The organism is Microvirga sesbaniae, from assembly GCF_025460805.1.
Taxonomy (GTDB): Bacteria; Pseudomonadota; Alphaproteobacteria; order Rhizobiales; family Beijerinckiaceae; genus Microvirga; species Microvirga sesbaniae.
The window spans coordinates 100,038-120,684 of sequence record NZ_JAMXFJ010000014.1 but is presented as its reverse complement, the minus strand read 5'-3'; the positions used below and the strand labels follow the sequence as shown (position 1 = coordinate 120,684).

The following is a 20,647-nucleotide window of genomic DNA, read 5'->3' as shown; positions in this document are numbered from 1 at the left end:
GAGGGCAGGGCCTTAGGAGAGAGGATTTGTCCTCTCCCCTGAGAAAAAGGGTTAGGAGAGTCCGGACTGAGATTGCCCCTGGGTTCTGGCGGCGGGCAATGGCTTAGCGTAATTATCTTACCGGGGGTTCCCCGCCCACTGCATATTTTACGTCTTGCCAGTACACAAAGTCCTATCGATACTCAGTTCCTGAAAATAACAACTATGAGGGTCCGGGTGATGAAGCTGTTATCACTACTCAGTGCAGTAGCCCTTGTGAGTTCCATCGTAGGGCCGGCTGTTGCACAGGAGAAGGTCAAAGTCGGCCTGGTCTTAACGCTCTCCGGCCCATCCGCCCTGCTCGGGCAGCAGGCTCGCGACGGCTTCAATCTTGCTGTGAAGGATCTCGGGGGAGCATTAGGTGGCCGGGGGGTCGAGGCCATTGTTATCGATGATGAGCTTAAACCCGATGTTGCCGTCACCAAAGTCAAGAGTTTGTTGGAGCGCGACAAGGTCGACTTTGTCGTCGGGCCGATCTTTTCTAATGTCCTGCAAGCAATTCACAAGCCCATCACAGAGTCAGGGACTATTTTAATCAGCCCTAACGCTGGCACCTCGACCTTCGCCGGGAAAGGCTGTGATCCCAACTTCTTTGTAACCTCTTATCAGAACGATCAAGTTCACGAAGTGCTGGGCAAGGTTGCGCAAAACCGCGGCCATAAGAAGGTCTATCTCCTCGCTCCAAACTATCAGGCGGGCAAGGATGCACTGGCCGGCTTCAAGCGACACTACAAGGGCGAGATCCTCGAGGAGTCCTACGTTCCGCTCAACACCCTCGACTTCCAGTCCGAGCTTGCGAAGATCGCCTCGATGAGCCCGGATGCCGTCTTCACCTTTATGCCAGGCGGCATGGGCGTGAACCTCGTCAAGCAGTACAAGCAGGCAGGGTTGACGGACCGCATACCGTTCCTGTCTGCCTTCACGGTCGACGAGTCAACACTACCTGCCCAGCAGGATGCGGCACTCGGCATGTTCGGTGGCATGACATGGGCACCGAACATGGATAATCCCCAAAGTAAGAAGTTCGTGTCCGCCTATGAGGCCGCTTACAACTCTGTTCCGGGTTCCTATGCGATGCAGGCATACGATGCGGCACTCCTGATCGACAGTGCGCTGAAAGCCACTGGCGGCAAGACTGACAATAAGGAAGCGCTGCGTGAGGCCATCAAGAAGGCAGACTTCCAATCTCTGCGTGGCAATTTCAAGTTCGGCCCGAACGGCTTCCCGATCCAGGACTTCTACTTAGTGAAGGCCGCCAAACGTCCTGACGGGAAGTTCCAGACCGAGATCGTCGAGAAGGTATTTGAAGGTTACCAGGATGGCTATGCCAAGGAATGCAAGCCTCAGAGCTGATCCTGACGGGCTATCATTGAGGGTCAGAAGCAAGGCAGCAACACAGTTTGGAGGCTAAAGCATGAGCGAGACAGCAGGCGTCACGCGCGCCAACGAAGGACTCGACGGGATTAAGTGGAACATCCTCGGCCAAACTTACGTGCCCAAACATAGGACAGAGCATTCGTTCTCCTGGCATGCGACGTTCCCCCCTGATACCTTCGTGCCGCCCCACATTCATCCAACACAGGATGAATACCTCTACATCCTGGAAGGACGCTTGGACTTCTGGCTGAATGGGGAGGAGACATCGGCCACCCCAGGTGATCTCGTCCGCCTTCCCATGGGTGTGCCCCACGGGATCTTCAACAAGTCGGGGGCTACTGCGAAATGCCTGTTCTGGGTCTCCCCGACCGGTAAGCTCTATGATCTGTTCTGGGGAATCCATAACATGACCGAGCAAGCACCAGACGCAGTCGTCGCCTTGTCTGCGCAGCACGAGGTCGAATTCCTGCCGCCTCCAGCACAGCCTGCAACGTAGGCGCTTGGAGAATTCTGCTGTCATCAGCCTCAGTAGAGATCAGGAGGAATATCGATGAAAGCCATCATCGTCGGCGGCGGCATCGGCGGTCTTACGACGGCCCTCATGCTCCACTCGAGAGGCATAACGGCAGAGCTCTATGAACAGACCGATGCCATCCGGGAATTGGGGGTCGGGATCAACACTCTCCCCCATGCCATAAAGGAACTCAAGCAGCTCGGTCTGTTGGATCGGCTGGACGAGGTAGCAATCCGAACCTATGAGCTGATCTACACCAACCGGTTTGGTCAGGAGATCTGGCGTGAACCAAGAGGCATCGAGGCGGGCTTCGATGTTCCGCAGTTTTCGATCCACCGCGGGCGACTTCAAGCCGTCATTCACCGGGCCGTTGAGCAGCGGCTTGGACGTGAGGCTATTAGAACCGGTTGCCGTCTTGGTGCATTCAATCAGGATGAGGGGGCGTGTCCGCCTACTTCTTTGATCGGGCGGGCCGTCACGTCCACACATCAAGAGGGGACATACTGATCGGAGCGGACGGTATCCATTCGACCGTACGCAATAAGCTGTTCCCCAATTAGGGGCCACCCTGTTGGAATGGCATCATGTTGTGGCGGGGGGCCACGGAGTGGCCGGCGTTCCTGACAGGCCGCTCCATGATCGTTGCCGGCGGAATGCGTGCGAAGGTCGTGGTTTATCCCATCGCTGAAGGCTGGCGGCCTGGAGTGAAGCTAACCAACTGGGCTGTCGCTGTCAGACTGGGTGATGGGTCCTCGCCGCCACCCCGGCGGGAGGACTGGTCCCGGCCTGGCTCGCGCGAGGAACTGATGCCACATGTGGAGCGCTTCTCAATTCCGCACCTGAATGTGAGCCAACTCATCGAGCAGACGCCTGAGTTTTGGGAGTACCCGATGTGCGACCGCGATCCGCTCCCGCGGTGGACTCACGGGCGCATCACGCTGCTCGGAGATGCAGCGCACCCGATGTATCCAGTAGGCTCCAATGGCGCGAGCCAAGCAATTCTCGACGCTCGCTGCCTTGCGGACAATCTTGTGGCAGCAGAGCACCCGGTCCAGGCCCTCGTGTCTTATGAGCGGGAACGGCTTCCAAAAACCGCCGAGATCGTCCGCTCCAACCGGACAGGCGGACCCGAAGGTGTCATTGATGCCGTCGAGGAGCTCGCGCCGAACGGCTTTACCGATATTGACAAGGTCCTTTCCCATGAAGACCGCGCTGCGATCGTCAGAGGCTATGCCAGAAAGGCAGGCTTTTCGCCTGACAAGTTAAGCCACGCTGCCTGAAGCCGACAATGAATGTCACCATGCGATGAGCATATTGGCTCAACAGGATGGGACCGTAAGTGCTGTCTCAAGGTCCCTGGGATAAAGTTGGCCAGCTAGAAGCGATTGCCCTTCAGCTTTGATAGAGCGCCTCGATCAGTTCCGAGGGCATGCGGAAGATCTCCCGCAGCTTTCTGAGGTCGCCATTGGCACGCTCCCATTCGGTTTTCAGCCGGTTAAGCGGCGCCAAGAGCCCGAAGGCAAACTGCACGGCCTCGCGGTGGCACTGCTCTTCCTGCTTGGTCTTCGGATAGTGCCGGACGATCAATCCGGCGTCGGCGCCGTGCTTCTCCCGGACCTTCGGAGCGTGAAGCACGTAGTGGCCGATGGCCTTGGCGACCTCGAGGTTTGCCCGGGGGAGGTCTGGATTATCGGACGGCTTGAGCAGAACCAGGAAATCCCGTTCTCCATAGACAATTAGGCTGTCACTGTGTTCGCTGGGCATCGCGCCGATGATCACGTCGGCGAGACCGTTCATGAACCCGGTTTTGCCACCCATCGGACTGAGAAGGCTCACCGCCGGCGTGCCGACCGTAAACCCGACATCCTTCGCGAACCTCGCTGCCTGGGCGAAAATTTGATCTCTGGAGAGACCGCAGGGGATAGGATCGTGAGCGTTGCGGGGCAGGCGCATTTACTTCCCCTCCACCTGTCCGAGAACGAAGTTGAGCATGCCGATCAACGACTTCTTCAAACGGCTAGTGTCGTAAGGCCGGGGCTTCGGAATTGCGTAGAATCCGGCCTCAAGCATGCCGTCCGTCGGTTCCTTGAGGGTTTCCAAGACGAGGCGAACCGCCTGGAGGGACTTGGCTCGGCGGTCTGCGAAGTCCTGGGCGAGCGGTTGATGGGCGATCGTTACCTTTTCGGCAGCCCAGGCGGATGGGTCGAGCCGCTTGGCGGCCTCTATCACAAGGTTCGTATCAGTCATGCGTTCTCTTTCAGCTTGACGTTAACCAGGGCCAAGTGGGCGGGATGTGCGCCGTCATACCTGACGGTGCGGTGCTTCGATCTTCGCGATTTCGTCCGGACGAACCCACATCATCACGTCGCTCTCCCGATGGATGAGGTCGATGCTGTTGTCGTAGACCTGTTCGATTTCCATTTCGGTCCCCGATTGGAAAGTCGAGCCTTCCGAACTGATCGCCTTGGTGAGTGTGACCCGTTCCCCGGGACGGAACCCGTGAGTGAAGATGTCGCCGGTGAGGGTCATCTGCATGATCGTGTGCTCAATGTTCTTGAGCACGATGGTCCTAGCGATGTGAGGCAGTACATCAGCCCTGTTCGGATGCTCGGGCTTCTCGAGGTCGCGGGCTACCTCCCGAAGGATCGATGCCGCATCAGGGTCCGCGAAAGTCGAAAGCGCAGCATCGACCGAGCTGGTGAAATGCTTGATGCCCTTGAAATCGTCGCGCCCAGCGATCTGCTGGTCAATCCATTTCGGCCAGGGCAGAACCCGCGCCTCGGGATCGAAAGCTTGAAATATTCGAGCGTCGAGAGCCCGACTGGGCTGACGGCTCGCCTTCAGATCAGCATGAAGGGACTTCAGGAACGTGAGTTTGTCTGTCATGGGCGATGGCTCGTTAGGACAAAATGGTCGTGATAACCGAAAAGCCGTGCTATCGATCAGGGGGGTTTTCTTCGGGAATTGATCGTCCAGCCATGCGATCGAGACTGGCCATTCTGGTGTTGGCAGTATTTGCGATCGGCCAAACCGGCGCGCGTGCGCAGACCGATGAGGACCTGCGCCTACTCTGGCGGAAGGGCGATCTGGCCGGCATGGAGCAGTTCGCCAGAACGGGCGATAGTCGCGCCGAGGCCTGGATGGGCCTGATGCTCCGGAACCGAAGCCGCCGCCCTGAGGCCAAGGAGTGGTTCCGCCGGGCTGCCGAGAAGGGTGACCGGTTTTCCCTTTGGTCAATGGCCGAGATACACGAGCAGGACCGCGAGTATCCTGAGGCAGCCTATTGGTACCGGCGGGGTGCTGAGGCAGGAATGGGCGAGAGCGCGACCCAGTACGCCTACCTTTCGCTAAAGGGCCGTGGGGTCGAGAAGAACGAAGCGGAGGCCCTACGTTGGTATCTCCGGGCGGCCGAACTAGGCGATCGCTATGCCTATCTGCCCTTGGCGCGTCTCTATTCCGAAGGCACAGGAACGTCCCAGAATCGGATCGAAGCCTATGCTTGGGCAACTATCGCCGAGTACCATCTCGACGGCAGCGACTTCGAGCCCGAGCAAGCTGCACGCGAGTTGAAGGTTCACTTAGGCCAGGCTCTAACCGCCGACCAGGCGGCTGCGGCGTTGAACCGGGCCAAGGAATTGCAGCCCGGTGTCGACTCCTTTGAGAAGTCGAGCGGCATCATGCCGATAATCGCCGGATTGGGGATCTTAGGTGTCTTGGCCTGTATCCCAGTGGGGCTGCTGCTTGGGGCCAAAGCGTTTGTGGGATGGGCCGTACGCAAGATCCGAGGCCGCGGCTAAGCGGTGGCTGGCTCGGCCCGTGAAGCCGTGGCACTGGAGGGCTTGTAGAGGATAGCTGATGCCTGCCCGGTGTTGTCCTGGATCCATAAGGATGCGCCCATGCAAAAAGCCGACCCTGAGTAGGGCCGGCTTCGGAATTCTATCGGGGACCGAGGGGGCTAGTCGGTGAACCTGGCCCCATAGAAATAACCGTCGGTCCAGACGAGACGCACATGTGCGATGGCGGCGTGGCTCGGAATCTTGAGCTCAAATGTCACTGGAACATCGGCAGGTTCAGGGAAAACCAGCCGAACACCCTTTTCAGACAAGTCCCATACGGTGCACCGCTGCGGCTCGTGGGGCGGATCAGCGGTGATCCACCCTTCAAGGTCAGTACGATAGCGCTCATAGGATCGGCGTTCGGGTAGGCCAACGCGCATGCGGGCATCCTAGGATTGTGGAAGGCACCACATAGAATGGCTGGCTTGTGCGAGGGTTCCGCCAAGTTCCCGGTTCAATCCGCTATGGGCAGCCTGGGGCAAGCCCGGAACTCCTTCAGGTGCGGTTGGAGTTGTAGCAAGGTCTCCTCCCACATGAGCCGACGGACCCGAGTGTAAAACTCCTTCATCATGTCGGCTTCAGGATCCTTTGGGGCATCCTTGACCTCATAGGGTTCCGTCCGCGCCGATGCAAAGTCCTTGAAATCGGCTCCAAGGACGGTACCGCCGTCGCTGTAGCCATAGCCCTGTTTGGCGACCCTCCGGAGGTCGTCATAGGAGAAAAACGTCATCGTGAAGTCCGGCCCCAGGTGTTCCGGCCGGTCATTCTCATGGAAGATTGCGATCCCACGGTCGCCAATATGGAGGTGTCGGGCGTCCCAGAAGCCCGACACGCAGCGGCCGATGGTGTGGAACAGGCTTTCGCCCGGCCCGCTGACTTCGAGGGCGAAGGCCTCGAAGACCATGGGATCGAAGGGAAAGGTCTCTTCGGTCACGAACAGATGGGCGGGGAGGTCTCGTACCGTGATGGTATCTTTGCCCATCCGGACGAGCGCCAGGTCAGCTCCGTCCTTCTGGATGACCACGCCACGGTCGTTGCCGAGGAGCGGCAGGGCCGTCTTCAGGAGGTTCGGATAGAGAGTGGCGGAGAGGCTCGAGGCGAATTTCACCGTCAGCATACGCGAAGCTCCTTTTTGGGAATTTTGACTGTCCTGGTCGCAACACTTGATCCTGATTGAAGAACCGGGATTGGCGACGCTTACAAAAGAAAAGCCCGTCCTGGACGGGCTTCTCATTCTCGACAGCTAGGCCGGCTCAAAAGTTCGGTACCGGAAATGCGCGATCAAGCGCGGGATCCTCAATCCGCCACTGGGCAGAGCGATCGCGAGCCCCTTCCTCATCCTTTATAGCGGCCAGCGCCATCAGGACGTCGCCGGCAAACCGGGGGTCATTTGCTTGGGAAAGAGCCGTAACGGCATCTTTCAGGGTGCATTTTGCCAGGGAGCGAAGCTCACGAACCCTGGCAAACAGGGACGATCCCCTGACGTCTTCAGAGAAGTTTGGGAACTTCCCTGTAAGCTCGTAACACATCAGGGCCGATTGAGCCTTGTTGCGGGCCTCATGCTCACTGGTGTAGGCCGGGGGCACCTCAATCTCAGCCAGAACGGTCTCTGATCCTTCGTGCGGGAGCATCTGGATGTTGAACCCGAACAGTCCTGCGGACTGGGTGATACCGGACATGCGGGCGGAGAGGCTCGCCATTTCGATCATCCTTTCTTCCGGGGATTTCCGGATTTGTTCCTCACATCCTGCCCGCAGCGAATTAGGCGACGACCTGACCGCATTATAATTCGGTTTTCAGCAAATCTCCACCGCACTTGCCGATTGGTTAACAACGACACCGCGGATGAATGCGGGGCGCTCCTGACGCAGGCCGCGATCAGGGATCGAAGGCTGAACGACCACAGGCCGGTTCGGCGGGCACTCCGGGTGGGGCATCATGGCAAGAGGTGCTGCAGTCAGCACCGGCATCCCATCGGGACCAGGCTTCACGGTCTTCTGCAGAACGATGAAGCCGCCAGGAACCCGCCCCTGTATAATGACCTGAGCGTCCATTCGAACCGGAGCGACGCTAGGTGTGGGCTTCACGCCGGCCTCGAATTCATCATAGGTGAGATTGTCGTTTTCGGCGCGCAACATCATTCGTCCGATCCTTGGATGGGCGGTGAAACGGAATGGCGGAAGAGAGGAAAGGCCGTTTAGGCGGCCAGGACCTGTGCGTCCGGGCCAGCCTGGCTGATCGCGTATTCGGCGATCTCGAGGAGACGGGCGGTGTCCATATCCGACACCTTGTCGAGCCGCTGCTCGCAAGCGGTGGCGAGTTCCTTTGCGGAGAGCGCATGCGGATTGTCGGTGTCATAGCTGATTCCGACGTTCCGGAGGGCCTCAATCGCGTGGCTTCCAGTCCACTGTACCTGCGGGTCGTCCGTGCGCTCGCCTTCGACCCGCAGGATCGGCTTCGCGCCGTTATAGGCCATGTCGTCCCGGGTTTCGACGGTTACACCCAGGCTATGTTTGATCGCGAAGGTCAAATGATCTGCGACTTTGACCCGTAGATCCGAGGTGAGGGTCTGAACAGCCCCGGCGACGCAAGTCGGGTTCGCGCGGATGGCGTAATACCCAAACTGGCAGTCATCGAGGCCGATGAAGTCGGGATCGGCGGTGCCGACGGCCTTAATGGCAGTGACAATCTGCACGGCTTCGTCGCGGGTGAGTTGGAGTTCACGCTTCGGAGCGCCCTCGATGGCGAATACATTCGGAAGAAGAGCGGAAACCGTGACGGACATCGTTGCCATCCTTTCGGGGATTTCTTCAACAGCGGGATCGTCCCCAAGGTGAGAAACGTGCCCATTCGGTCAGGGGCCGGCTCCTTCCTCAGGATCAACGAGTAGGCGGGCCGACTAAGTTCAGTAGCGGGCGCGGTGGAGATAGCGGCCTTCCTGGATCATCACGTCAGGAGACTCGGGCTCAGCGCTGACCTCGGCGATGAATTCATGACCATAAAGGAAGCTGCCCATCGTATAGATCGCCCTCGCATAGCGATCCCGGTCGAGGTTCGACGGGAACTCATGGTCGTCGGCAATCCGGACATTGCGATATTCAGCGACCAGATCCGCCTGGGTGCCGTTGGTGGCGTCTTGCAAGGAGTTGAAGCGCATGACTCTCATGGCACAAGCCTTTCGGGGATTTAAGCCTTCATCTGTTCGTGAACATGACCCGAGCACGTGAAAGGGATTTGGGTGCAACCCCAAACAAAAGGCTCCCCGATGGGGAGCTTGGTGTGATCCAGGTTTGGACCGGACTTAGTTCAGTTCGAGGAAGACCGTGGCGCGCGAGCTGGCGCGAAGGTCCTGCTGGACCTCGAGGAGGCCTTCGAGTTCGCTCCGGAGATTGATGTTGCCGAAACCGAGTTCCTGGCCGTTCACGATCTGCTGCTTCGGATCGATCTTTGCCTCCAGGATCTTCTGCGCGCTGACCTGGACAGAGCACACGTCTTCGTCGCTATTGATGAAATCGAGATCCTCACCGAGGCCGAGACTCGACAGGATTTCAGTCGCGGTGCCGCGGGTGACCGCAAAGGACCGGCTTACTCCGGCAAAGGCCGTGCGGCCATTGACGTTACGCTGGCGGATGACGTTGAGCGCATAGGAGTAAGCCATCTTCATCTTCCTTTTCAGGGGATTTCTCGAACTATTGGATCGCGAACCTTCGAAATTGAAACGAACTGACTTAGGCGAGACGACTGAAACCATCGCTGAAGAACGGTTTCTTAGGCTTGTTCGGTAATGCTGCCAGGTAAGAACAAGACTAGGGGTATACCAATGTTAAGGGCCATCGCAATTGCGACACTCGCAGGCTGTGTTGCGGCACCAGCTTATGCTGAAACGGAGTGGCAGAGGACGATCAGGACAATGAGCTGGGCCTATAACCCAGCTGGCAAGACGGCCATTCTTGGCGTCCCCGAAACCGACAATACGCCGATCTCCCTGCGCTGCGTCGGAAAGGGAAGGGTCGAGTTTGAAGCTCCGTATGAGCCCAGCACCTTGCAGAAACTGCCAAACGGCGGCCTCCGAGCAGTGGTAAAGGTCGGAGTATATCGAGATACGGCAGAAGCCACGGTCGACGGAGCCGCTAAGACCGTCAAGGATGAGTCGAGCGGGGACTACACTGTCTTTGTCAGTACCATCTCAACGGGGCACGAGTTGGTTAGGCTGCTGGGCGATGCCGACTCTACGGAGTTCTGGCAAGACAAGGACGGCTCTCAAGACTCATCGGACGATGAGGATGCATACCCTCTGAAAGGAGCTCCTAAGGTGATCAAGCGGCTGCTCGCATCGTGCAAATGAGTGGCTGCGAGCTTTCGAGGTTTCTCTGCCCGTCCATAAAAAAGGAGGCCTCCGAAGGCCTCCTTTTCCCGCCTAGTGGGCGGTACGGGTCGCAAGCAGGTGGAAAGCGGCCGTTTCCCGGATGGCCTGATCGACGGCGGTCGCTCCATCCGTCGGCGCCAGATCCATGAGCTCGGTCTGGCGGCTGTCGGGAACGAAGATTTCCGGATTGATAAAATCTTCTTCGGCTGGGCGGCCAAGAAGCGAGGCGGCGGTGGCTCGGATCGCTTGTCGGATCGCATTCGCCGGGAAGGATGCGGACAGACCGATCAGGTCGCTGCGGCGCTCAGCCGGCAGGAACTGTTGGGGGTCGAGGGAACTGGCAATGCCTTGGATGGTCGAATGGCCATTCTGGTTCATGTCTTTTCCTTCCGGGGATTTCAAATCGATCTTGAACGCATCTTCACTAGGCAATCAATCGTCGATGACCTCGACATAGATCTGAGTGACACCATGCTCATGCGGGTCGCCTAATCCGGCGAGGGTCACCCGGTGGCCTTCATAGGCCCCGTCGGAATGGTACCGGCTGGTAGCGTAAACTTCATGACGACGGCCGGCGATGTTGCCTCGCTCGTCATGATAATTGTGCTCATGATCCGCTCGGATGGTTACACCGCCGTAGGGGTCGAAGTTGGAAATGAGGGCTCCCTTGTCCGAAAGCGTGTTGATGTAGTGTGACGGCAGGACGAACTTGACCCGACATCCAGGTTTGAACGGCCTGCCATTGCAATCCACGATCGGGGCATTCCCTGGATTAAACGTGGTTCGAGTCTGAAGGCTGTTGACCTTGTCGCTAGCAATATCCTGACGCGGTGTCTGATTGCTCATCGTCCTCATCTCCTGGGGTTTGCTATAGGTGAGACCCGTTCAGGGCTTGAACAGCTTCAGGAGACCGGCATGGGCCCGAATGCCGTCTCGCTTGATCAGTTCGACCGTTTCAGGCGCACACGTCGCAAAGGGGCTCCAGCCGTCATAGCCCTCCGCACGCTGATAGAGGATGCAGTAGTCGGCGTTCACGCCGAGTTGTCGGCAGTGTCGCCATACGGTGGTATCGGTGAGCGGCCTGAACTCGACATCAGTCTCTGGCCCGTTCAGCACCGATCCAGTCGCGCCTTCATAGGCGAGGCGCGCTTTGACAATCGGATGTTCCGGGTCGGTATGATCCCAGCCGCCGACATACTGCAGGAGCTCGAGGAGTGGGGCAGCGAGCGGGTTCTCTGCCTTCCTCTTCTTGGCGAGAGCCAGGACTAAGACCAGCGGATCACCCTGGTTTAGCCGATCTGCGATGTACTGAGCCTCCTGCTCGGTCAGGCCGAGCTCTCTATTAGCGCCGGCGACAGTAGTGCCGCCTTCTTCGTCCCGCAGGTCGATGTACCAGTAGTCTCCCCGCTGGGAGTAGATCGCCTCATAGCGCGGCGGGTTCTCTGTGGCTCCGTTATCCTCGTCGACCTCCTCGCGGTCGTCGGTTCTCTCATAGGCGAGGAAATAGGTATCCTTGGCAAGATCCCAGGCACGTCCCCATAGGGCCATGTCAGCTTCATGTTCAGCCTCGGTGCAGCGACCCTTTTCCCAGTCGAACGGCATCCAGGTCGGGCGGCCGAGGACGTAGGCCATAGCAGAAGCCATGACCATGTTCGCGTCACAGAAGTCGTGGCTGTGACAGACGTCGCGGTTCTGCTCGACGCCGTTGCGGCGAACCACTTCGGCCATCTTGCCGCGGATTCCCTCGGCGAGGAGGTATGTGAAGACGGCGGCTACTCTGTGGTCCAGTGGCAGGAGGTCATTGTCCTTCTGCAGAGGGATGGTCGCTTTGGTCCACATGTTGCCGGGATCCTGGCGGGCAGAGGGGTCGATCCCTGGATCGTTTTCGTATCCCTCGTACTCAGGCCCATAGAATTGGACGCAGTTTCCCCATTCCTGAAGGTTTCCACCTGTCATTTTTGCTGCGTCCAAGGGCGTCAGCCGAATATCGAGAATGCAGCTTTCGTTATCGAGATCATTCCCTACGACCACGAACCGGGCTCCCGGTTCGATGAAATGGGTGGGATATGTCTCCAGGATCTTTGTATTTGTGACGACGTCACCGACCTTCAGATCGTTTGCGGCTGCAAGATAGGTCATCCCATCGCCGCCCACGTGGATTATGGAGCCATCCTTTGCCCCCTCCCGGAATGAATCCTCCAAGGCGAGCCATGCCCGAAGCTCCTTCTCTCGGTCCGAAGGCGAGATCACGGGCCAGGCGTCTTCCCAGTCGAGCGGGTCTCCTGTTTCCGGATTATCCGGATCCGGGCAGCTACCGCTGAAGTGGTGAGCGGCTATTCCGCCGTCTGTAATGCCAACTGCGTTCTGTAGCAGGGCACATGACGCATTCAGGTCGCTGAGGTTCGCGGCCTGGCGAATGAGGTCATCGCCCAAGTGGGCGGCATAGGATTTAGCATCGGTCATGGAAGGTCCGTTCGGTGGGAGAGCGGAGCACAAACAGAAAAGCCCGCCTGTGAGGGCGGGCTGGATCGGCGCTGATTGTGCGGGAAGCGTTAAGCGGCTTGGGGTATGCTCGCGGGAATGTCCATCCCGATATCCATCGGATGGAAATTCAGTGTCGTGTCCTGCCCGTCAAGGGCAACACGGACACGGCTCGTGGAGCGCCCGGCGTAGAGGATAATCCCGATTTTGCCGTAGTGCGGGCTCCTTGTATCCTTGACCCAGCAGCGACGGTGAATCCGAATCTCACTTTCAAACTGTTGGCGGATGTATTCGTAGCCGTCATCAGCCAGCGGCTCCGTGATCCTATAGACGGTCGCAATCTGGCTGAACTGAGCCATCGTCATCGATCGGAAGGCTTCGCATTGCCGAGCCTCACGCAGGGCAGCTTGCTTGGAAAGGGCGTGGATGATCTCCCGCCCACATCCTGAAACCGACACAGAATAGAGTTTCCACGTCTTCACAGGCGAGCGGCGCGCTGCCTGTGTCCCGCGACCCGTCCTCATCTTCAGACTACCTTTTCTTAGCCGCCTGACATTCGGAACAGGCACAAGGTTTAACGCGTGTGTTCACAGCGACTAGACACTCTTCCGGAGTATCCTCGCCGAACACATGTTCGCCTTCATCGTTGAAGCGCCAGCCGCGGTTCAAGGTAATGATCACGGAGTTCCCCATCTCGCGTTCGTCGTCGACGATCTCAACTCGCGGGTGGGTTTGAAGTTCTGCAAGCGCATCTGTTTGTGTTCTTCGTGTTGCCGTCCGCCGACGGGGCTTGAGCTTCTCTGCGGTGACCGACCGTTTATTTCCCATCGTATCTCCGGCGGGGTGTCATAGAAGAAAAATTTCGAATTGCAACGGGGTTATTGCCCAATGAAGGCGGCAAATCCCTTTTCGAAGGCGGCATAGCTTTCGGCCGTCGGCATGACGAAGTTTCCCTCTTCATCGTGGCTCGCCATCATGCATTGCCCTTTTAGCGACTGATCCTGGTTGGCTTTGCACCTCCGGTCAGCCTGGGTTACCGTCTTAGCGCCGCAGACCGGGCACTCGACGGCCTCCATGACGAGAGTGGGAAGGGCAGCGTTCGTAGCCATGGTATTTACCTCTTGGATAGGCCAGTGAATATTCCGGGCCGGTTTCTGGACGTCGACAGTGCGATGGGTCCTGGGCTTCCGCCGACCTTTGGGCTTAGAGATTTCATCGCGACTGCCACGATGGCGCCGTGGTCACTGCATGCGACCATCCTGCGGCGGAGTTCATCGCAGGCGACAAGCTGGACACCCTGCATATGCATCGTGAGGTAGGACTGTCGTGCGAGAAGCCACTGGACCTGTTCATGCAACGCTAGGTCTGGCTCTTCCACCTTTCGGAGCCGCCCCTCGGACGCCAGCTTGCGGGCGACCGAAAGTTGCCAGTGGATCGTGTGCCCCACCCAGGCTGCTCGGCTCCCGGCCCGGGCGCGCATGCGGACATACTGTTCGGGATAGCCGACAAAGGAGCGATCGAGAATGTGGAGCGCGAGGAGAGGGGAGTGATGTGTTTGCACCATCGTCCACCCTTCCTTGCGGGCCTCGGCATCGAGTTCAGGCGTCCACTGGGCGATTAGCTCTTTCTCCCGATGAAGGAGAACGTCGTCGGCCAACGGTGGCACGGCCCTCAGGCCTTTCATGCGCTGCAGACGGCTGTAGATGAGGGATAACAACATATCCCGGAACCCCTTTGATGTTTCGGCTTCCCGGGCCCATGTTCGATTCGAGAAATCCGCGTTCTTCTGCGCTTATACCGCATTTTAACTCGGACCCCCAAGCGAAGCCGAGTTAAGCCGGGGACCCTAGTTGGCCGGATAGCCTTGAAACCGTTGGTGGGAGCCTACTTGTGAGGGCCTATTTCGCTTCGCCTGGGAGGCGAGGATGGACGGACCGATCATCGATCTTGGGAAGGCCGCCAATTGGAAGGTGATCCGGCTGGCGAAGAAGCGGGGCTATATTACGTCGGAGGAGCTGGATCGCCTGCTCCCGCCATGGGCGGCCACGCCTGAGCAGGTCGATGATGTGGTCAATCAGCTCGCTGAAGCTGGAATCGCCCTCGTCGAGGTCGAAGAGGACGTTGGAAGCCAAATGTCTCCACCAGCGAATTCCAATGAGCCGCCCGATCGGGCTCACTGATTTCGAACGACAGGAGCGGGTTAGGGCTACCATTCCCCGCTTTGGACCTTCAAGGCGCGCTCTTGGGCGGCCTCAAGGGTGTCGAAGGAGCCGCAGTGCTCCGAGTAGAAGTCGAGATCTTTCAGGGGTGAGTCCGATCGCTCTTGGCCGTAGCGGTTAACGCAGTAGCCCCCGCCATATGAACTGGCATCCTGGATGCTGATCCCGGTCCACTGGTCACCGTTCATCAGCATGAACTCGTCATCTTCGGCCTCGTCGAATTCGGCGGGGCTGTGCTTGAAATGTAATTGCATGAGAAACTCTGCATTCCGGGGAGGAGGGGGAAGGCTCGTACAGCCAATCGGTTGGCGTGCCGGCGCTTAGCACCTGGCCATGAGTGAGGAGTTCCAGGGGAGCGACAGGTGCGGCTGATGCCAGCCCATCGCCTCAAGGTACCGCCAGTTGTTTCCGACCCATTCGGGAAGGGGCATTCCCGCGCGGATTAGGACCCGGATAGCGTCCTGCCCCGTACTGGCCGTGCGCTCGGAGCGAAGGTACGCGTTGGCGCGCCCTTTGCCCTCCTGGGCCCGAAGCTCCTCCGTGTTTTCCCGGATCCTGTCGATCCTCTTCTGAGCTTCGCGGATAACGGACTGAGGGATGCGTTTTCTGCGCATAAGGGCAATCCTTTCAAGCCAGAGGGAGCTGATGGTCAGAAGCGAGGCGTGTCGAGGGCCCGGCGCTGGACGCTCATGTCCGCACCGTTAGCTTCCAGGTAGTCGAGGACGCGCTTAATGCTTTCGAACTCGGTTTTGGCCTCGTGTTTGGCGAGGCCATCGCGCCGGTCGACAGAGAGGTCGATGGTTTCGGTGAGGATCCAGGCGAAGTCGCTCTTCTCCTCGTCGGACAGTGCTCCCTTGCTGGGCGAGTCTGAGCCTGCGGAGAGGAGGGTTGCGGTCCGTTTACCGCTCAGGTACTTCCTGATCGCTTCCAGTACGGCCTCGCCGTCGTCACCTGCGTCTTCAAGGGCAAACCGGGCTAAGGGCTCGTTCCCGACGACATTCGATAGGCCAAGTGCGATGCCGTTCTGGCTCACAAGGTTCCAGTAGCCGCTCTTTGTGCGGGAGAGATAGCTGATATTGCCCAGATCGTCCCTGATCTGGATCCGGACTGCGCTCATGAACGGATATCCCTGTAGATTGTGGGGGAGGGTGATAGGGCCTGATCAGGCGAACCGAACGGCAATTTGCTCAGGGCGTTCGATGCCCCAAGGTGCCTTTTCCCATCCTGGCAGCTTCTTGATCAGGCGCCGGGCCAGGCGCGAAGCGAAGTCATAGGCGACGGTTTCCGGGTACTCCGGGCATTCGCAGGCCTGATGCTCATAGGAGACGAGGGCTTTTGAGACCACTGTTGGGCACAAGTTCGGCCGGTATTCAAACCCATAGAAGCCGACAATCTCGTCGAGGACCGGGTTGTCGCCGTGACCAAGCAGGGTGTCGAGATAATTCACCGAACGTGCGTTCTCCGCCCAAAGCATCTTGCCGAGCTGCTCGCCATTCTCTGGAAGGATGTCGACGAGAGCGCCGCCTTTGACGAGGCGTGCTGTACAGGCGAGGTCAATCGCGCCCGAGACGAGAACATCAATGTGCAGCTTGTCGACGAAGTTGGCGGACACGTTTTTCTCCGGCACGGCGGACAGATCTTTTTGGGGATTTGGAATGCCCCGGTCGCTCGGTCTAATTGGGCGATTTAATCTGCGCGTGTGGGGAGCGGAAATGCTTAACTACGATCCGCAGCGAGCCTCGCCACAAGCTTTCAAACGGCTAAAATGGCCCCAGAATAAGCAAGAAGCACCCAAAGGCTCGCGCTATGAGGAATTTTATCTCGGAATTAAAACGCGGAACGCGTGACATTTTAACTCGGAAGTGGTAACACTTTTTTAAGACATCAATTTCGCCGTTTACCGGGTGCCTTGTGCTGCTGCAGGATCTGGCCGAGACATAGACTGATTTTAGCCGCCTCGAGAGCAAGCTCTCCGAGGTTTACTCCTATTTGGGCGGCATCCCGGCTCGGGAACTCTATAAGTCGCTCCAGTCTGGCCAAGGCTTGTCGGTGGTCTATCAGCCCCAAGTCAATGTGGCCGATGACCAGGTTTCGGCCGTGGAAGCACTTGTGCGCTGGCAGCATCCGACAGTCGGCGCTGTTTCCCCGCGCGTCTTCATTCCTATCGCGGAAGAGACAGGCTTAATCCTGCAGATCACGGAATTCGTCATCCGCGAGGCCTGCAGTGTTGCGAAGCGTCAACCTGACCTGACGGTCGCGGTCAATCTGTCTCCGGTGCTCTTCGCTCATTCGGCTTTGATTGAGCGATTTGCAAAGACCATCGAGGAGTGCGGGGTGACCCCTTATCAGATCGAGTTCGAGATCACAGAAAATCAGCTCCTTGCAGACGACGGCTCTGCCAAGGATTCAATAGCCTTCCTGCGTGACTGTGGGTTTCGGATTGCGCTCGATGACTTCGGGATCGGGTACTCTGGCCTGAACCGCCTGAACCATATCAGCGTCGACAAGCTCAAGATCGATCAGTCCTTCGTCCGGAGACTGGACTGCGTTAAGTCGGAGCCGTCTCACGGCACGATCGAGGAGATGATTGAGATCGGCCGGACGATGGATCTCGTTGTAACCGCTGAGGGCGTCGAGACTGACGAACAGCGTCGGTTCCTGGCGTCGGCCGGCTGCGATGCCCTTCAGGGCTATCTTTTCGCCCGGCCGATGGCCGCAAGGGATCTAGACGCTTTCCTCGGAACCCGCACCCGCGTGCCTGCGGCGGCCTAAAGCAAGGCTTCGTTCAACGGAACATCGATCGGCGAGGGAGCTGCTGTCGCGGCTCTGGCTTCTTGTCGGCCTGCTTGGCGGAATCCGACCCTGGCGCCCGGTGGCCTGCCGCAGCCAGGATTGTGTCCGGCGGGATGCCCAGATCCTTATGGATCAGTTTCAACAGTTCATCGTCCTTCGAAACGTACTCGAGAACGCCAACGAGGAAATCGGGAGCGTTGGCGGATTCCCGAAGGGTCTCAGGCTGCAACCCAGTAACATTCATGAACTGGATTATGCGATCCACGTCCGCGACTATGAAGTCAAGCACCTGGATGCCCAGGCGCTCAGGATCGCCCCGCCGTGGTGCCTCTTGGCCTGCAACATCATCGCTCACGATCACCCTCCTCGGTCCGGGCTTCGGCTCGTGCCGGGTGATTACCACAGCATAGGATCAGGCCGCAGCAGCCCAGATATGAGAATAACGCTGACAGGCGGCTTTGATCGCTTCCTCGTCGCCGCGGTCCATCGCCTGGATCAACTCTGTGACCTCCTCGGGCGGTCTCCAGCCCTTCTTGACCTTGGCAGCGGCGTAGGAGGTTCGGCAAAGGTGCTCGTTGATCTTGCCGGCGCGTGCGTAGCAGACATCGGCTCCAGGCCAAGTGGGCAGATTGGACATAGGCGGTCTCCGTTTTCAGATGCCGTATTTCGCGTTTTTCAGAAGGTTGATGCCGAGCCGCCAGAATCCTTTTACGAGGTTCCCGGTCGAGGCTTGGACAATAAACCATCTCCCCTGTGTGCCCCCCGCGAGCATTGCTGCCTTTAGGGTCTGAGCGTCCCGTCGAGCGGAGTGGCTTGTCCCGTTGCGGTCTTTCCAGAACAGCCAGTCGCGATGGCCGTACCGTGCCCTGCGTTTCGCGAGGGCAAGTGCAGGATCCTGTGCCGTCATAGTGATGTCCTTAGATTGAACTGAGTCTCAGCCTGAGGCCTTCAGTTCACTCAGGTACTGGTACCGGAGATCGATCACCCGGTAGGGCAGGTTGAAGCGGAATTCGAGAGAGACCGGCCGATCAGTGCTCCGGTAAATCTCCATGAAGGCTTTCGCCGGAGTGAGAAGCCCAAAGGCGAACCACATGGCTTCCCGGCGGGCCTGAACCGCTGCTGGGTTGGATTGGTCCGGGTACCGGTTAGCCGCCATGGCGACATCGCCGTGCTTCTGTCGGACCATCGGATAATGCAGGAGAAAGTGACCGAGCTCCTGGGCAAGGATCCAGTTCTGCTGTCGCTCCTCCAGGCGCAACCGGCCATTCAGAGCGATCTCAAACCGCTCGTTGTTGAAAACAATCAGGCTTTGAGAGGTGCTGAGTTCGGCGGGTGGAACATATTCGAACCCGATCTGACCTCCGAGCTTCTTGATCAAATCGTGGATTCGATCGAAGCGAACCTTCCCGCTCATCTGGCGGGATTCCGCCAGGTCCTGATCCGGGATGAAACCAAGACGCTCGGCGACACTTTCGGCGAACGTCTCGATGGCAGGGCGGGCGCAGTTCGCCGGGACAGGCTGGTATACCTGGCTGGGAAAGTGCATGGGGCGGCCCTCAGCGGTGCCCAAGGGCGCGAGACGGATAGAATGCCCCCTTGGGGAGGTGCTGGGGACGCGTCTCGATCCGAAAGACGAGGAACAGGAGCGCCACGACGAGGAATGCCACGACCACGTGGGGTTCGAACACCGAGCAAATGACGACCGCAAGCACAGCGGCAATGCCGATCAGAACGAGCCCGAGAAGGACGATCTGAGCAGTCCGTTCTGCAGCATTGGGCCGGCGACGGACGAGCGGGCGGGTATAGGCGTGCATGTGACCACTCCTTCTGGGGACTTAAATCCCTGATTTTCCGCTGATTGGATGTGCTGAAACGAACAGAGGTGTCGCTAGGACACCTCGTAGAAGGTCAGCTCAGAGCCGATGATCCGAGCCATCCGGGCGCGGCCAGTGGCGTACGAGCCGGCATCAAGGTTGAGCCGGTCGAGGCACAACTGCTCCGCGACGGGAAACCATTCGTCCTTGGGAGCGGTGTGGCCGTGCACCACGAAGAACCCGTGGTGGCCTCGTTTCTCATGCTCGGAGGGGTTGAAGGCGAGGAACGGGTTCCGAACCCAAGCCCAATGGTCCTGCTCTTCGAGTTCCCGGAAGTCGATGTCGATCGGCTCGGCCAGGAACTTCTCCAGGTCGACATATGGATTCAGCCCGGCGTGGATGAACATGAACTCGCCCGAGGTCCGGTGCTTCGACAGCCCCTCGAGGAACTCTACCCGCCTCGACCCAAGAGCATCCCTCAGATCGCTGGGAGTCTTGGCGCTATGCCCCTCGTCCAGAAGGTCGGTCACGACCCTCATGCCGCCATTCAACAGCCAGTTGCTGTAGGCAGTCTTCCTGCGATGCACCTGACCATCCAGGACGATGGTCGCGAGAAGCATCTGCTCGTGGTTGCCAGCAAGGGCATCCACGATGTCGGCGCCGGTGCGGTCCTTGGCCTCGATGGCAAGGTCAAGGCAACCGAGGGAATCCGGCCCCCGATCGATCAAGTCGCCAAGGAGAACTACAATCCGTCGGCAGCCAGGGGCGCGAGGGGCAGCGGCGATGATCTCGAAGAGTGCCTTCATGAGGTCGCTGCGGCCATGTAGGTCGCCGATCGCGAAGATCTCCTCATCTGGCCGAGCGACAAACGGGAGGAGGTGCTGGGAGATCGTTATGGTCATTTCGATCCTCTTGGGGTTTTCCCGGTAACGGGTTCGCCCATCGTGGATCAGGCAAAATCCAGCCTCTTAGCCCGACGCTTCAACTTCTCGATAAGGGTGTTCAGGATCATCGGTCACCTCTGGGTCGGAGGCGCATCTGCCGCCCGCCTGCTCAACGCGCGATAAGCGCCAAAACTTTGCGGCAGCCCCCTCAAAGGCGAACCCATCCAGCTACTTCAGTGGCCCTCGCAGGCGTTTGCGACAAAAACAGCGCGAGCGGGCGTGAGGTAGATCACAGATAACTTTGAGGGCGCACCGCACTCTTGG

At 58.8% G+C, this 20,647-nt stretch carries 32 protein-coding genes and 1 pseudogene; 7 read left to right on the top strand and 26 right to left on the bottom strand.

Features of this window, described 5'->3' with window-relative positions; translation table 11 throughout:
• Window positions 1-219: 219 nt before the first annotated feature.
• From OCW50_RS19270 to OCW50_RS19260, 3 genes and pseudogenes are all read left to right on the top strand, one after another.
• On the top strand, window positions 220-1,392 hold the full coding sequence (locus tag OCW50_RS19270) for an ABC transporter substrate-binding protein (RefSeq protein WP_262267175.1): 1,173 nt from the start codon (window positions 220-222) through the stop codon (window positions 1,390-1,392).
• 61 nt (window positions 1,393-1,453) lie between these two features.
• The gene (locus tag OCW50_RS19265; protein ID WP_262267176.1) at window positions 1,454-1,912 is read left to right on the top strand and encodes a cupin domain-containing protein; all 459 of its coding nucleotides are present in this window, start codon (window positions 1,454-1,456) and stop codon (window positions 1,910-1,912) included.
• 54 nt (window positions 1,913-1,966) lie between these two features.
• Window positions 1,967-3,210, top strand: a pseudogene (locus OCW50_RS19260) (flavin-dependent oxidoreductase).
• 112 nt (window positions 3,211-3,322) lie between these two features.
• On the opposite strand, the gene OCW50_RS19255 reads toward OCW50_RS19260, so the two are convergent.
• The 3 genes from OCW50_RS19255 to OCW50_RS19245 are packed head-to-tail and all read right to left on the bottom strand — an operon-like array spanning window position 3,323 to window position 4,816.
• The gene (locus tag OCW50_RS19255; protein ID WP_262267178.1) at window positions 3,323-3,883 is read right to left on the bottom strand and encodes an ImmA/IrrE family metallo-endopeptidase; all 561 of its coding nucleotides are present in this window, start codon (window positions 3,881-3,883) and stop codon (window positions 3,323-3,325) included.
• Window positions 3,884-4,177, bottom strand: coding sequence for a hypothetical protein (locus OCW50_RS19250; protein WP_262267179.1), 294 nt, complete (start codon window positions 4,175-4,177; stop codon window positions 3,884-3,886).
• Window positions 4,178-4,231: 54 nt separating this feature from the next.
• Entirely contained in the window at window positions 4,232-4,816 is a 585-nt protein-coding gene (locus OCW50_RS19245) for a hypothetical protein (protein ID WP_262267180.1), read from the bottom strand.
• A gap of 92 nt (window positions 4,817-4,908) precedes the next feature.
• On the opposite strand from OCW50_RS19245, the gene OCW50_RS19240 reads away from it, so the two are divergent.
• Window positions 4,909-5,727 (top strand): tetratricopeptide repeat protein, encoded by an 819-nt coding sequence (locus tag OCW50_RS19240; RefSeq protein ID WP_262267181.1) that lies wholly within the window; start codon window positions 4,909-4,911, stop codon window positions 5,725-5,727.
• 158 nt (window positions 5,728-5,885) lie between these two features.
• On the opposite strand, the gene OCW50_RS19235 is transcribed toward OCW50_RS19240, so the two are convergent.
• From OCW50_RS19235 to OCW50_RS19205, 7 genes are all read right to left on the bottom strand, one after another.
• Window positions 5,886-6,146, bottom strand: a complete 261-nt coding sequence (locus tag OCW50_RS19235) for a PilZ domain-containing protein (protein WP_262267182.1) — start codon at window positions 6,144-6,146, stop codon at window positions 5,886-5,888.
• 74 nt (window positions 6,147-6,220) lie between these two features.
• On the bottom strand, window positions 6,221-6,883 hold the full coding sequence (locus OCW50_RS19230; protein ID WP_262267183.1) for a hypothetical protein: 663 nt from the start codon (window positions 6,881-6,883) through the stop codon (window positions 6,221-6,223).
• Window positions 6,884-7,019: 136 nt separating this feature from the next.
• Window positions 7,020-7,475 (bottom strand): hypothetical protein, encoded by a 456-nt coding sequence (locus tag OCW50_RS19225; protein ID WP_262267184.1) that lies wholly within the window; start codon window positions 7,473-7,475, stop codon window positions 7,020-7,022.
• Between the two features lie 87 nt (window positions 7,476-7,562).
• Entirely contained in the window at window positions 7,563-7,907 is a 345-nt protein-coding gene (locus tag OCW50_RS19220) for a hypothetical protein (protein ID WP_262267185.1), read from the bottom strand.
• A 56-nt stretch (window positions 7,908-7,963) separates the two neighbouring features.
• Window positions 7,964-8,551, bottom strand: a complete 588-nt coding sequence (locus tag OCW50_RS19215; protein WP_262267186.1) for a hypothetical protein — start codon at window positions 8,549-8,551, stop codon at window positions 7,964-7,966.
• A gap of 120 nt (window positions 8,552-8,671) precedes the next feature.
• Window positions 8,672-8,923, bottom strand: coding sequence for a hypothetical protein (locus OCW50_RS19210; RefSeq protein WP_262298612.1), 252 nt, complete (start codon window positions 8,921-8,923; stop codon window positions 8,672-8,674).
• Between the two features lie 144 nt (window positions 8,924-9,067).
• Window positions 9,068-9,424 carry a hypothetical protein gene (locus OCW50_RS19205; protein ID WP_262267188.1) on the bottom strand — a complete coding sequence of 119 codons (357 nt, stop codon included), beginning with the start codon at window positions 9,422-9,424 and terminating at the stop codon, window positions 9,068-9,070.
• Between the two features lie 126 nt (window positions 9,425-9,550).
• Here OCW50_RS19205 and OCW50_RS19200 point away from each other — a divergent pair, with 126 nt between their 5' ends.
• On the top strand, window positions 9,551-10,111 hold the full coding sequence (locus OCW50_RS19200) for a hypothetical protein (RefSeq protein WP_262267189.1): 561 nt from the start codon (window positions 9,551-9,553) through the stop codon (window positions 10,109-10,111).
• A gap of 72 nt (window positions 10,112-10,183) precedes the next feature.
• Here OCW50_RS19200 and OCW50_RS19195 read toward each other — a convergent pair whose 3' ends face one another.
• The 7 genes from OCW50_RS19195 to OCW50_RS19165 all read right to left on the bottom strand — a co-directional run bounded on the left by OCW50_RS19195 (window position 10,184) and on the right by OCW50_RS19165 (window position 14,333).
• Entirely contained in the window at window positions 10,184-10,510 is a 327-nt protein-coding gene (locus OCW50_RS19195) for a hypothetical protein (protein ID WP_262267190.1), read from the bottom strand.
• Between the two features lie 54 nt (window positions 10,511-10,564).
• A complete protein-coding gene (locus OCW50_RS19190) occupies window positions 10,565-10,978 on the bottom strand; it encodes a hypothetical protein (protein WP_262267191.1) in 414 nt (137 codons plus the stop codon).
• Between the two features lie 39 nt (window positions 10,979-11,017).
• Entirely contained in the window at window positions 11,018-12,595 is a 1,578-nt protein-coding gene (locus OCW50_RS19185; RefSeq protein ID WP_262267192.1) for a hypothetical protein, read from the bottom strand.
• 89 nt (window positions 12,596-12,684) lie between these two features.
• Entirely contained in the window at window positions 12,685-12,972 is a 288-nt protein-coding gene (locus tag OCW50_RS19180) for a vWA domain-containing protein (RefSeq protein WP_262267193.1), read from the bottom strand.
• 172 nt (window positions 12,973-13,144) lie between these two features.
• Complete coding sequence (locus tag OCW50_RS19175; protein WP_262267194.1) at window positions 13,145-13,441, bottom strand: hypothetical protein; 297 nt, start codon at window positions 13,439-13,441, stop codon at window positions 13,145-13,147.
• Window positions 13,442-13,491: 50 nt separating this feature from the next.
• Window positions 13,492-13,722 carry a hypothetical protein gene (locus OCW50_RS19170; RefSeq protein WP_262267195.1) on the bottom strand — a complete coding sequence of 77 codons (231 nt, stop codon included), beginning with the start codon at window positions 13,720-13,722 and terminating at the stop codon, window positions 13,492-13,494.
• Window positions 13,723-13,727: 5 nt separating this feature from the next.
• Entirely contained in the window at window positions 13,728-14,333 is a 606-nt protein-coding gene (locus OCW50_RS19165; protein WP_262298611.1) for a hypothetical protein, read from the bottom strand.
• Window positions 14,334-14,538: 205 nt separating this feature from the next.
• Between OCW50_RS19165 and OCW50_RS19160 the strand changes: the two genes are divergently transcribed.
• Window positions 14,539-14,793, top strand: coding sequence for an RNA polymerase sigma factor region1.1 domain-containing protein (locus tag OCW50_RS19160; protein WP_262267197.1), 255 nt, complete (start codon window positions 14,539-14,541; stop codon window positions 14,791-14,793).
• A 26-nt stretch (window positions 14,794-14,819) separates the two neighbouring features.
• Here OCW50_RS19160 and OCW50_RS19155 read toward each other — a convergent pair whose 3' ends face one another.
• From OCW50_RS19155 to OCW50_RS19145, 3 genes are all read right to left on the bottom strand, one after another.
• A complete protein-coding gene (locus tag OCW50_RS19155; protein WP_262267198.1) occupies window positions 14,820-15,086 on the bottom strand; it encodes a hypothetical protein in 267 nt (88 codons plus the stop codon).
• A 395-nt stretch (window positions 15,087-15,481) separates the two neighbouring features.
• Complete coding sequence (locus tag OCW50_RS19150; RefSeq protein ID WP_262267200.1) at window positions 15,482-15,949, bottom strand: hypothetical protein; 468 nt, start codon at window positions 15,947-15,949, stop codon at window positions 15,482-15,484.
• 45 nt (window positions 15,950-15,994) lie between these two features.
• Window positions 15,995-16,444 carry a hypothetical protein gene (locus OCW50_RS19145; RefSeq protein ID WP_262267201.1) on the bottom strand — a complete coding sequence of 150 codons (450 nt, stop codon included), beginning with the start codon at window positions 16,442-16,444 and terminating at the stop codon, window positions 15,995-15,997.
• Window positions 16,445-16,821: 377 nt separating this feature from the next.
• Here OCW50_RS19145 and OCW50_RS19140 point away from each other — a divergent pair, with 377 nt between their 5' ends.
• The gene (locus tag OCW50_RS19140; RefSeq protein ID WP_262267202.1) at window positions 16,822-17,604 is read left to right on the top strand and encodes an EAL domain-containing protein; all 783 of its coding nucleotides are present in this window, start codon (window positions 16,822-16,824) and stop codon (window positions 17,602-17,604) included.
• A gap of 13 nt (window positions 17,605-17,617) precedes the next feature.
• Here the strand turns inward: OCW50_RS19140 and OCW50_RS19135 are convergent, their stop codons facing one another.
• The 6 genes from OCW50_RS19135 to OCW50_RS19110 form a co-directional block, all read right to left on the bottom strand.
• Window positions 17,618-17,980: a DUF3572 domain-containing protein gene (locus tag OCW50_RS19135; protein ID WP_262267203.1), complete on the bottom strand. Its 363-nt coding sequence runs from the start codon at window positions 17,978-17,980 to the stop codon at window positions 17,618-17,620.
• Window positions 17,981-18,037: 57 nt separating this feature from the next.
• Window positions 18,038-18,262, bottom strand: coding sequence for a hypothetical protein (locus tag OCW50_RS19130; protein ID WP_262267204.1), 225 nt, complete (start codon window positions 18,260-18,262; stop codon window positions 18,038-18,040).
• A gap of 15 nt (window positions 18,263-18,277) precedes the next feature.
• The gene (locus tag OCW50_RS19125; RefSeq protein ID WP_262267205.1) at window positions 18,278-18,532 is read right to left on the bottom strand and encodes a hypothetical protein; all 255 of its coding nucleotides are present in this window, start codon (window positions 18,530-18,532) and stop codon (window positions 18,278-18,280) included.
• Window positions 18,533-18,559: 27 nt separating this feature from the next.
• Window positions 18,560-19,171: an ImmA/IrrE family metallo-endopeptidase gene (locus OCW50_RS19120; RefSeq protein WP_262267206.1), complete on the bottom strand. Its 612-nt coding sequence runs from the start codon at window positions 19,169-19,171 to the stop codon at window positions 18,560-18,562.
• Between the two features lie 10 nt (window positions 19,172-19,181).
• Entirely contained in the window at window positions 19,182-19,439 is a 258-nt protein-coding gene (locus OCW50_RS19115) for a hypothetical protein (RefSeq protein ID WP_262267207.1), read from the bottom strand.
• A gap of 74 nt (window positions 19,440-19,513) precedes the next feature.
• Complete coding sequence (locus tag OCW50_RS19110) at window positions 19,514-20,341, bottom strand: metallophosphoesterase (protein ID WP_262267208.1); 828 nt, start codon at window positions 20,339-20,341, stop codon at window positions 19,514-19,516.
• Between the last annotated feature and the right edge of the window lie 306 nt (window positions 20,342-20,647).

Coding starts and splice junctions, on each gene's coding strand:
- OCW50_RS19270 (WP_262267175.1), top strand. CDS start 220: ATGAAGCTGTTATCACTACTCAGTGCAGTAGCCCTTGTGAGTTCCATC.
- OCW50_RS19265 (WP_262267176.1), top strand. CDS start 1,454: ATGAGCGAGACAGCAGGCGTCACGCGCGCCAACGAAGGACTCGACGGG.
- OCW50_RS19255 (WP_262267178.1), bottom strand. CDS start 3,883: ATGCGCCTGCCCCGCAACGCTCACGATCCTATCCCCTGCGGTCTCTCC.
- OCW50_RS19250 (WP_262267179.1), bottom strand. CDS start 4,177: ATGACTGATACGAACCTTGTGATAGAGGCCGCCAAGCGGCTCGACCCA.
- OCW50_RS19245 (WP_262267180.1), bottom strand. CDS start 4,816: ATGACAGACAAACTCACGTTCCTGAAGTCCCTTCATGCTGATCTGAAG.
- OCW50_RS19240 (WP_262267181.1), top strand. CDS start 4,909: ATGCGATCGAGACTGGCCATTCTGGTGTTGGCAGTATTTGCGATCGGC.
- OCW50_RS19235 (WP_262267182.1), bottom strand. CDS start 6,146: ATGCGCGTTGGCCTACCCGAACGCCGATCCTATGAGCGCTATCGTACT.
- OCW50_RS19230 (WP_262267183.1), bottom strand. CDS start 6,883: ATGCTGACGGTGAAATTCGCCTCGAGCCTCTCCGCCACTCTCTATCCG.
- OCW50_RS19225 (WP_262267184.1), bottom strand. CDS start 7,475: ATGATCGAAATGGCGAGCCTCTCCGCCCGCATGTCCGGTATCACCCAG.
- OCW50_RS19220 (WP_262267185.1), bottom strand. CDS start 7,907: ATGATGTTGCGCGCCGAAAACGACAATCTCACCTATGATGAATTCGAG.
- OCW50_RS19215 (WP_262267186.1), bottom strand. CDS start 8,551: ATGTCCGTCACGGTTTCCGCTCTTCTTCCGAATGTATTCGCCATCGAG.
- OCW50_RS19210 (WP_262298612.1), bottom strand. CDS start 8,923: ATGCGCTTCAACTCCTTGCAAGACGCCACCAACGGCACCCAGGCGGAT.
- OCW50_RS19205 (WP_262267188.1), bottom strand. CDS start 9,424: ATGGCTTACTCCTATGCGCTCAACGTCATCCGCCAGCGTAACGTCAAT.
- OCW50_RS19200 (WP_262267189.1), top strand. CDS start 9,551: ATGCTGCCAGGTAAGAACAAGACTAGGGGTATACCAATGTTAAGGGCC.
- OCW50_RS19195 (WP_262267190.1), bottom strand. CDS start 10,510: ATGAACCAGAATGGCCATTCGACCATCCAAGGCATTGCCAGTTCCCTC.
- OCW50_RS19190 (WP_262267191.1), bottom strand. CDS start 10,978: ATGAGCAATCAGACACCGCGTCAGGATATTGCTAGCGACAAGGTCAAC.
- OCW50_RS19185 (WP_262267192.1), bottom strand. CDS start 12,595: ATGACCGATGCTAAATCCTATGCCGCCCACTTGGGCGATGACCTCATT.
- OCW50_RS19180 (WP_262267193.1), bottom strand. CDS start 12,972: ATGGCTCAGTTCAGCCAGATTGCGACCGTCTATAGGATCACGGAGCCG.
- OCW50_RS19175 (WP_262267194.1), bottom strand. CDS start 13,441: ATGGGAAATAAACGGTCGGTCACCGCAGAGAAGCTCAAGCCCCGTCGG.
- OCW50_RS19170 (WP_262267195.1), bottom strand. CDS start 13,722: ATGGCTACGAACGCTGCCCTTCCCACTCTCGTCATGGAGGCCGTCGAG.
- OCW50_RS19165 (WP_262298611.1), bottom strand. CDS start 14,333: ATGTTGTTATCCCTCATCTACAGCCGTCTGCAGCGCATGAAAGGCCTG.
- OCW50_RS19160 (WP_262267197.1), top strand. CDS start 14,539: ATGGACGGACCGATCATCGATCTTGGGAAGGCCGCCAATTGGAAGGTG.
- OCW50_RS19155 (WP_262267198.1), bottom strand. CDS start 15,086: ATGCAATTACATTTCAAGCACAGCCCCGCCGAATTCGACGAGGCCGAA.
- OCW50_RS19150 (WP_262267200.1), bottom strand. CDS start 15,949: ATGAGCGCAGTCCGGATCCAGATCAGGGACGATCTGGGCAATATCAGC.
- OCW50_RS19130 (WP_262267204.1), bottom strand. CDS start 18,262: ATGTCCAATCTGCCCACTTGGCCTGGAGCCGATGTCTGCTACGCACGC.
- OCW50_RS19125 (WP_262267205.1), bottom strand. CDS start 18,532: ATGACGGCACAGGATCCTGCACTTGCCCTCGCGAAACGCAGGGCACGG.
- OCW50_RS19120 (WP_262267206.1), bottom strand. CDS start 19,171: ATGCACTTTCCCAGCCAGGTATACCAGCCTGTCCCGGCGAACTGCGCC.
- OCW50_RS19115 (WP_262267207.1), bottom strand. CDS start 19,439: ATGCACGCCTATACCCGCCCGCTCGTCCGTCGCCGGCCCAATGCTGCA.
- OCW50_RS19110 (WP_262267208.1), bottom strand. CDS start 20,341: ATGACCATAACGATCTCCCAGCACCTCCTCCCGTTTGTCGCTCGGCCA.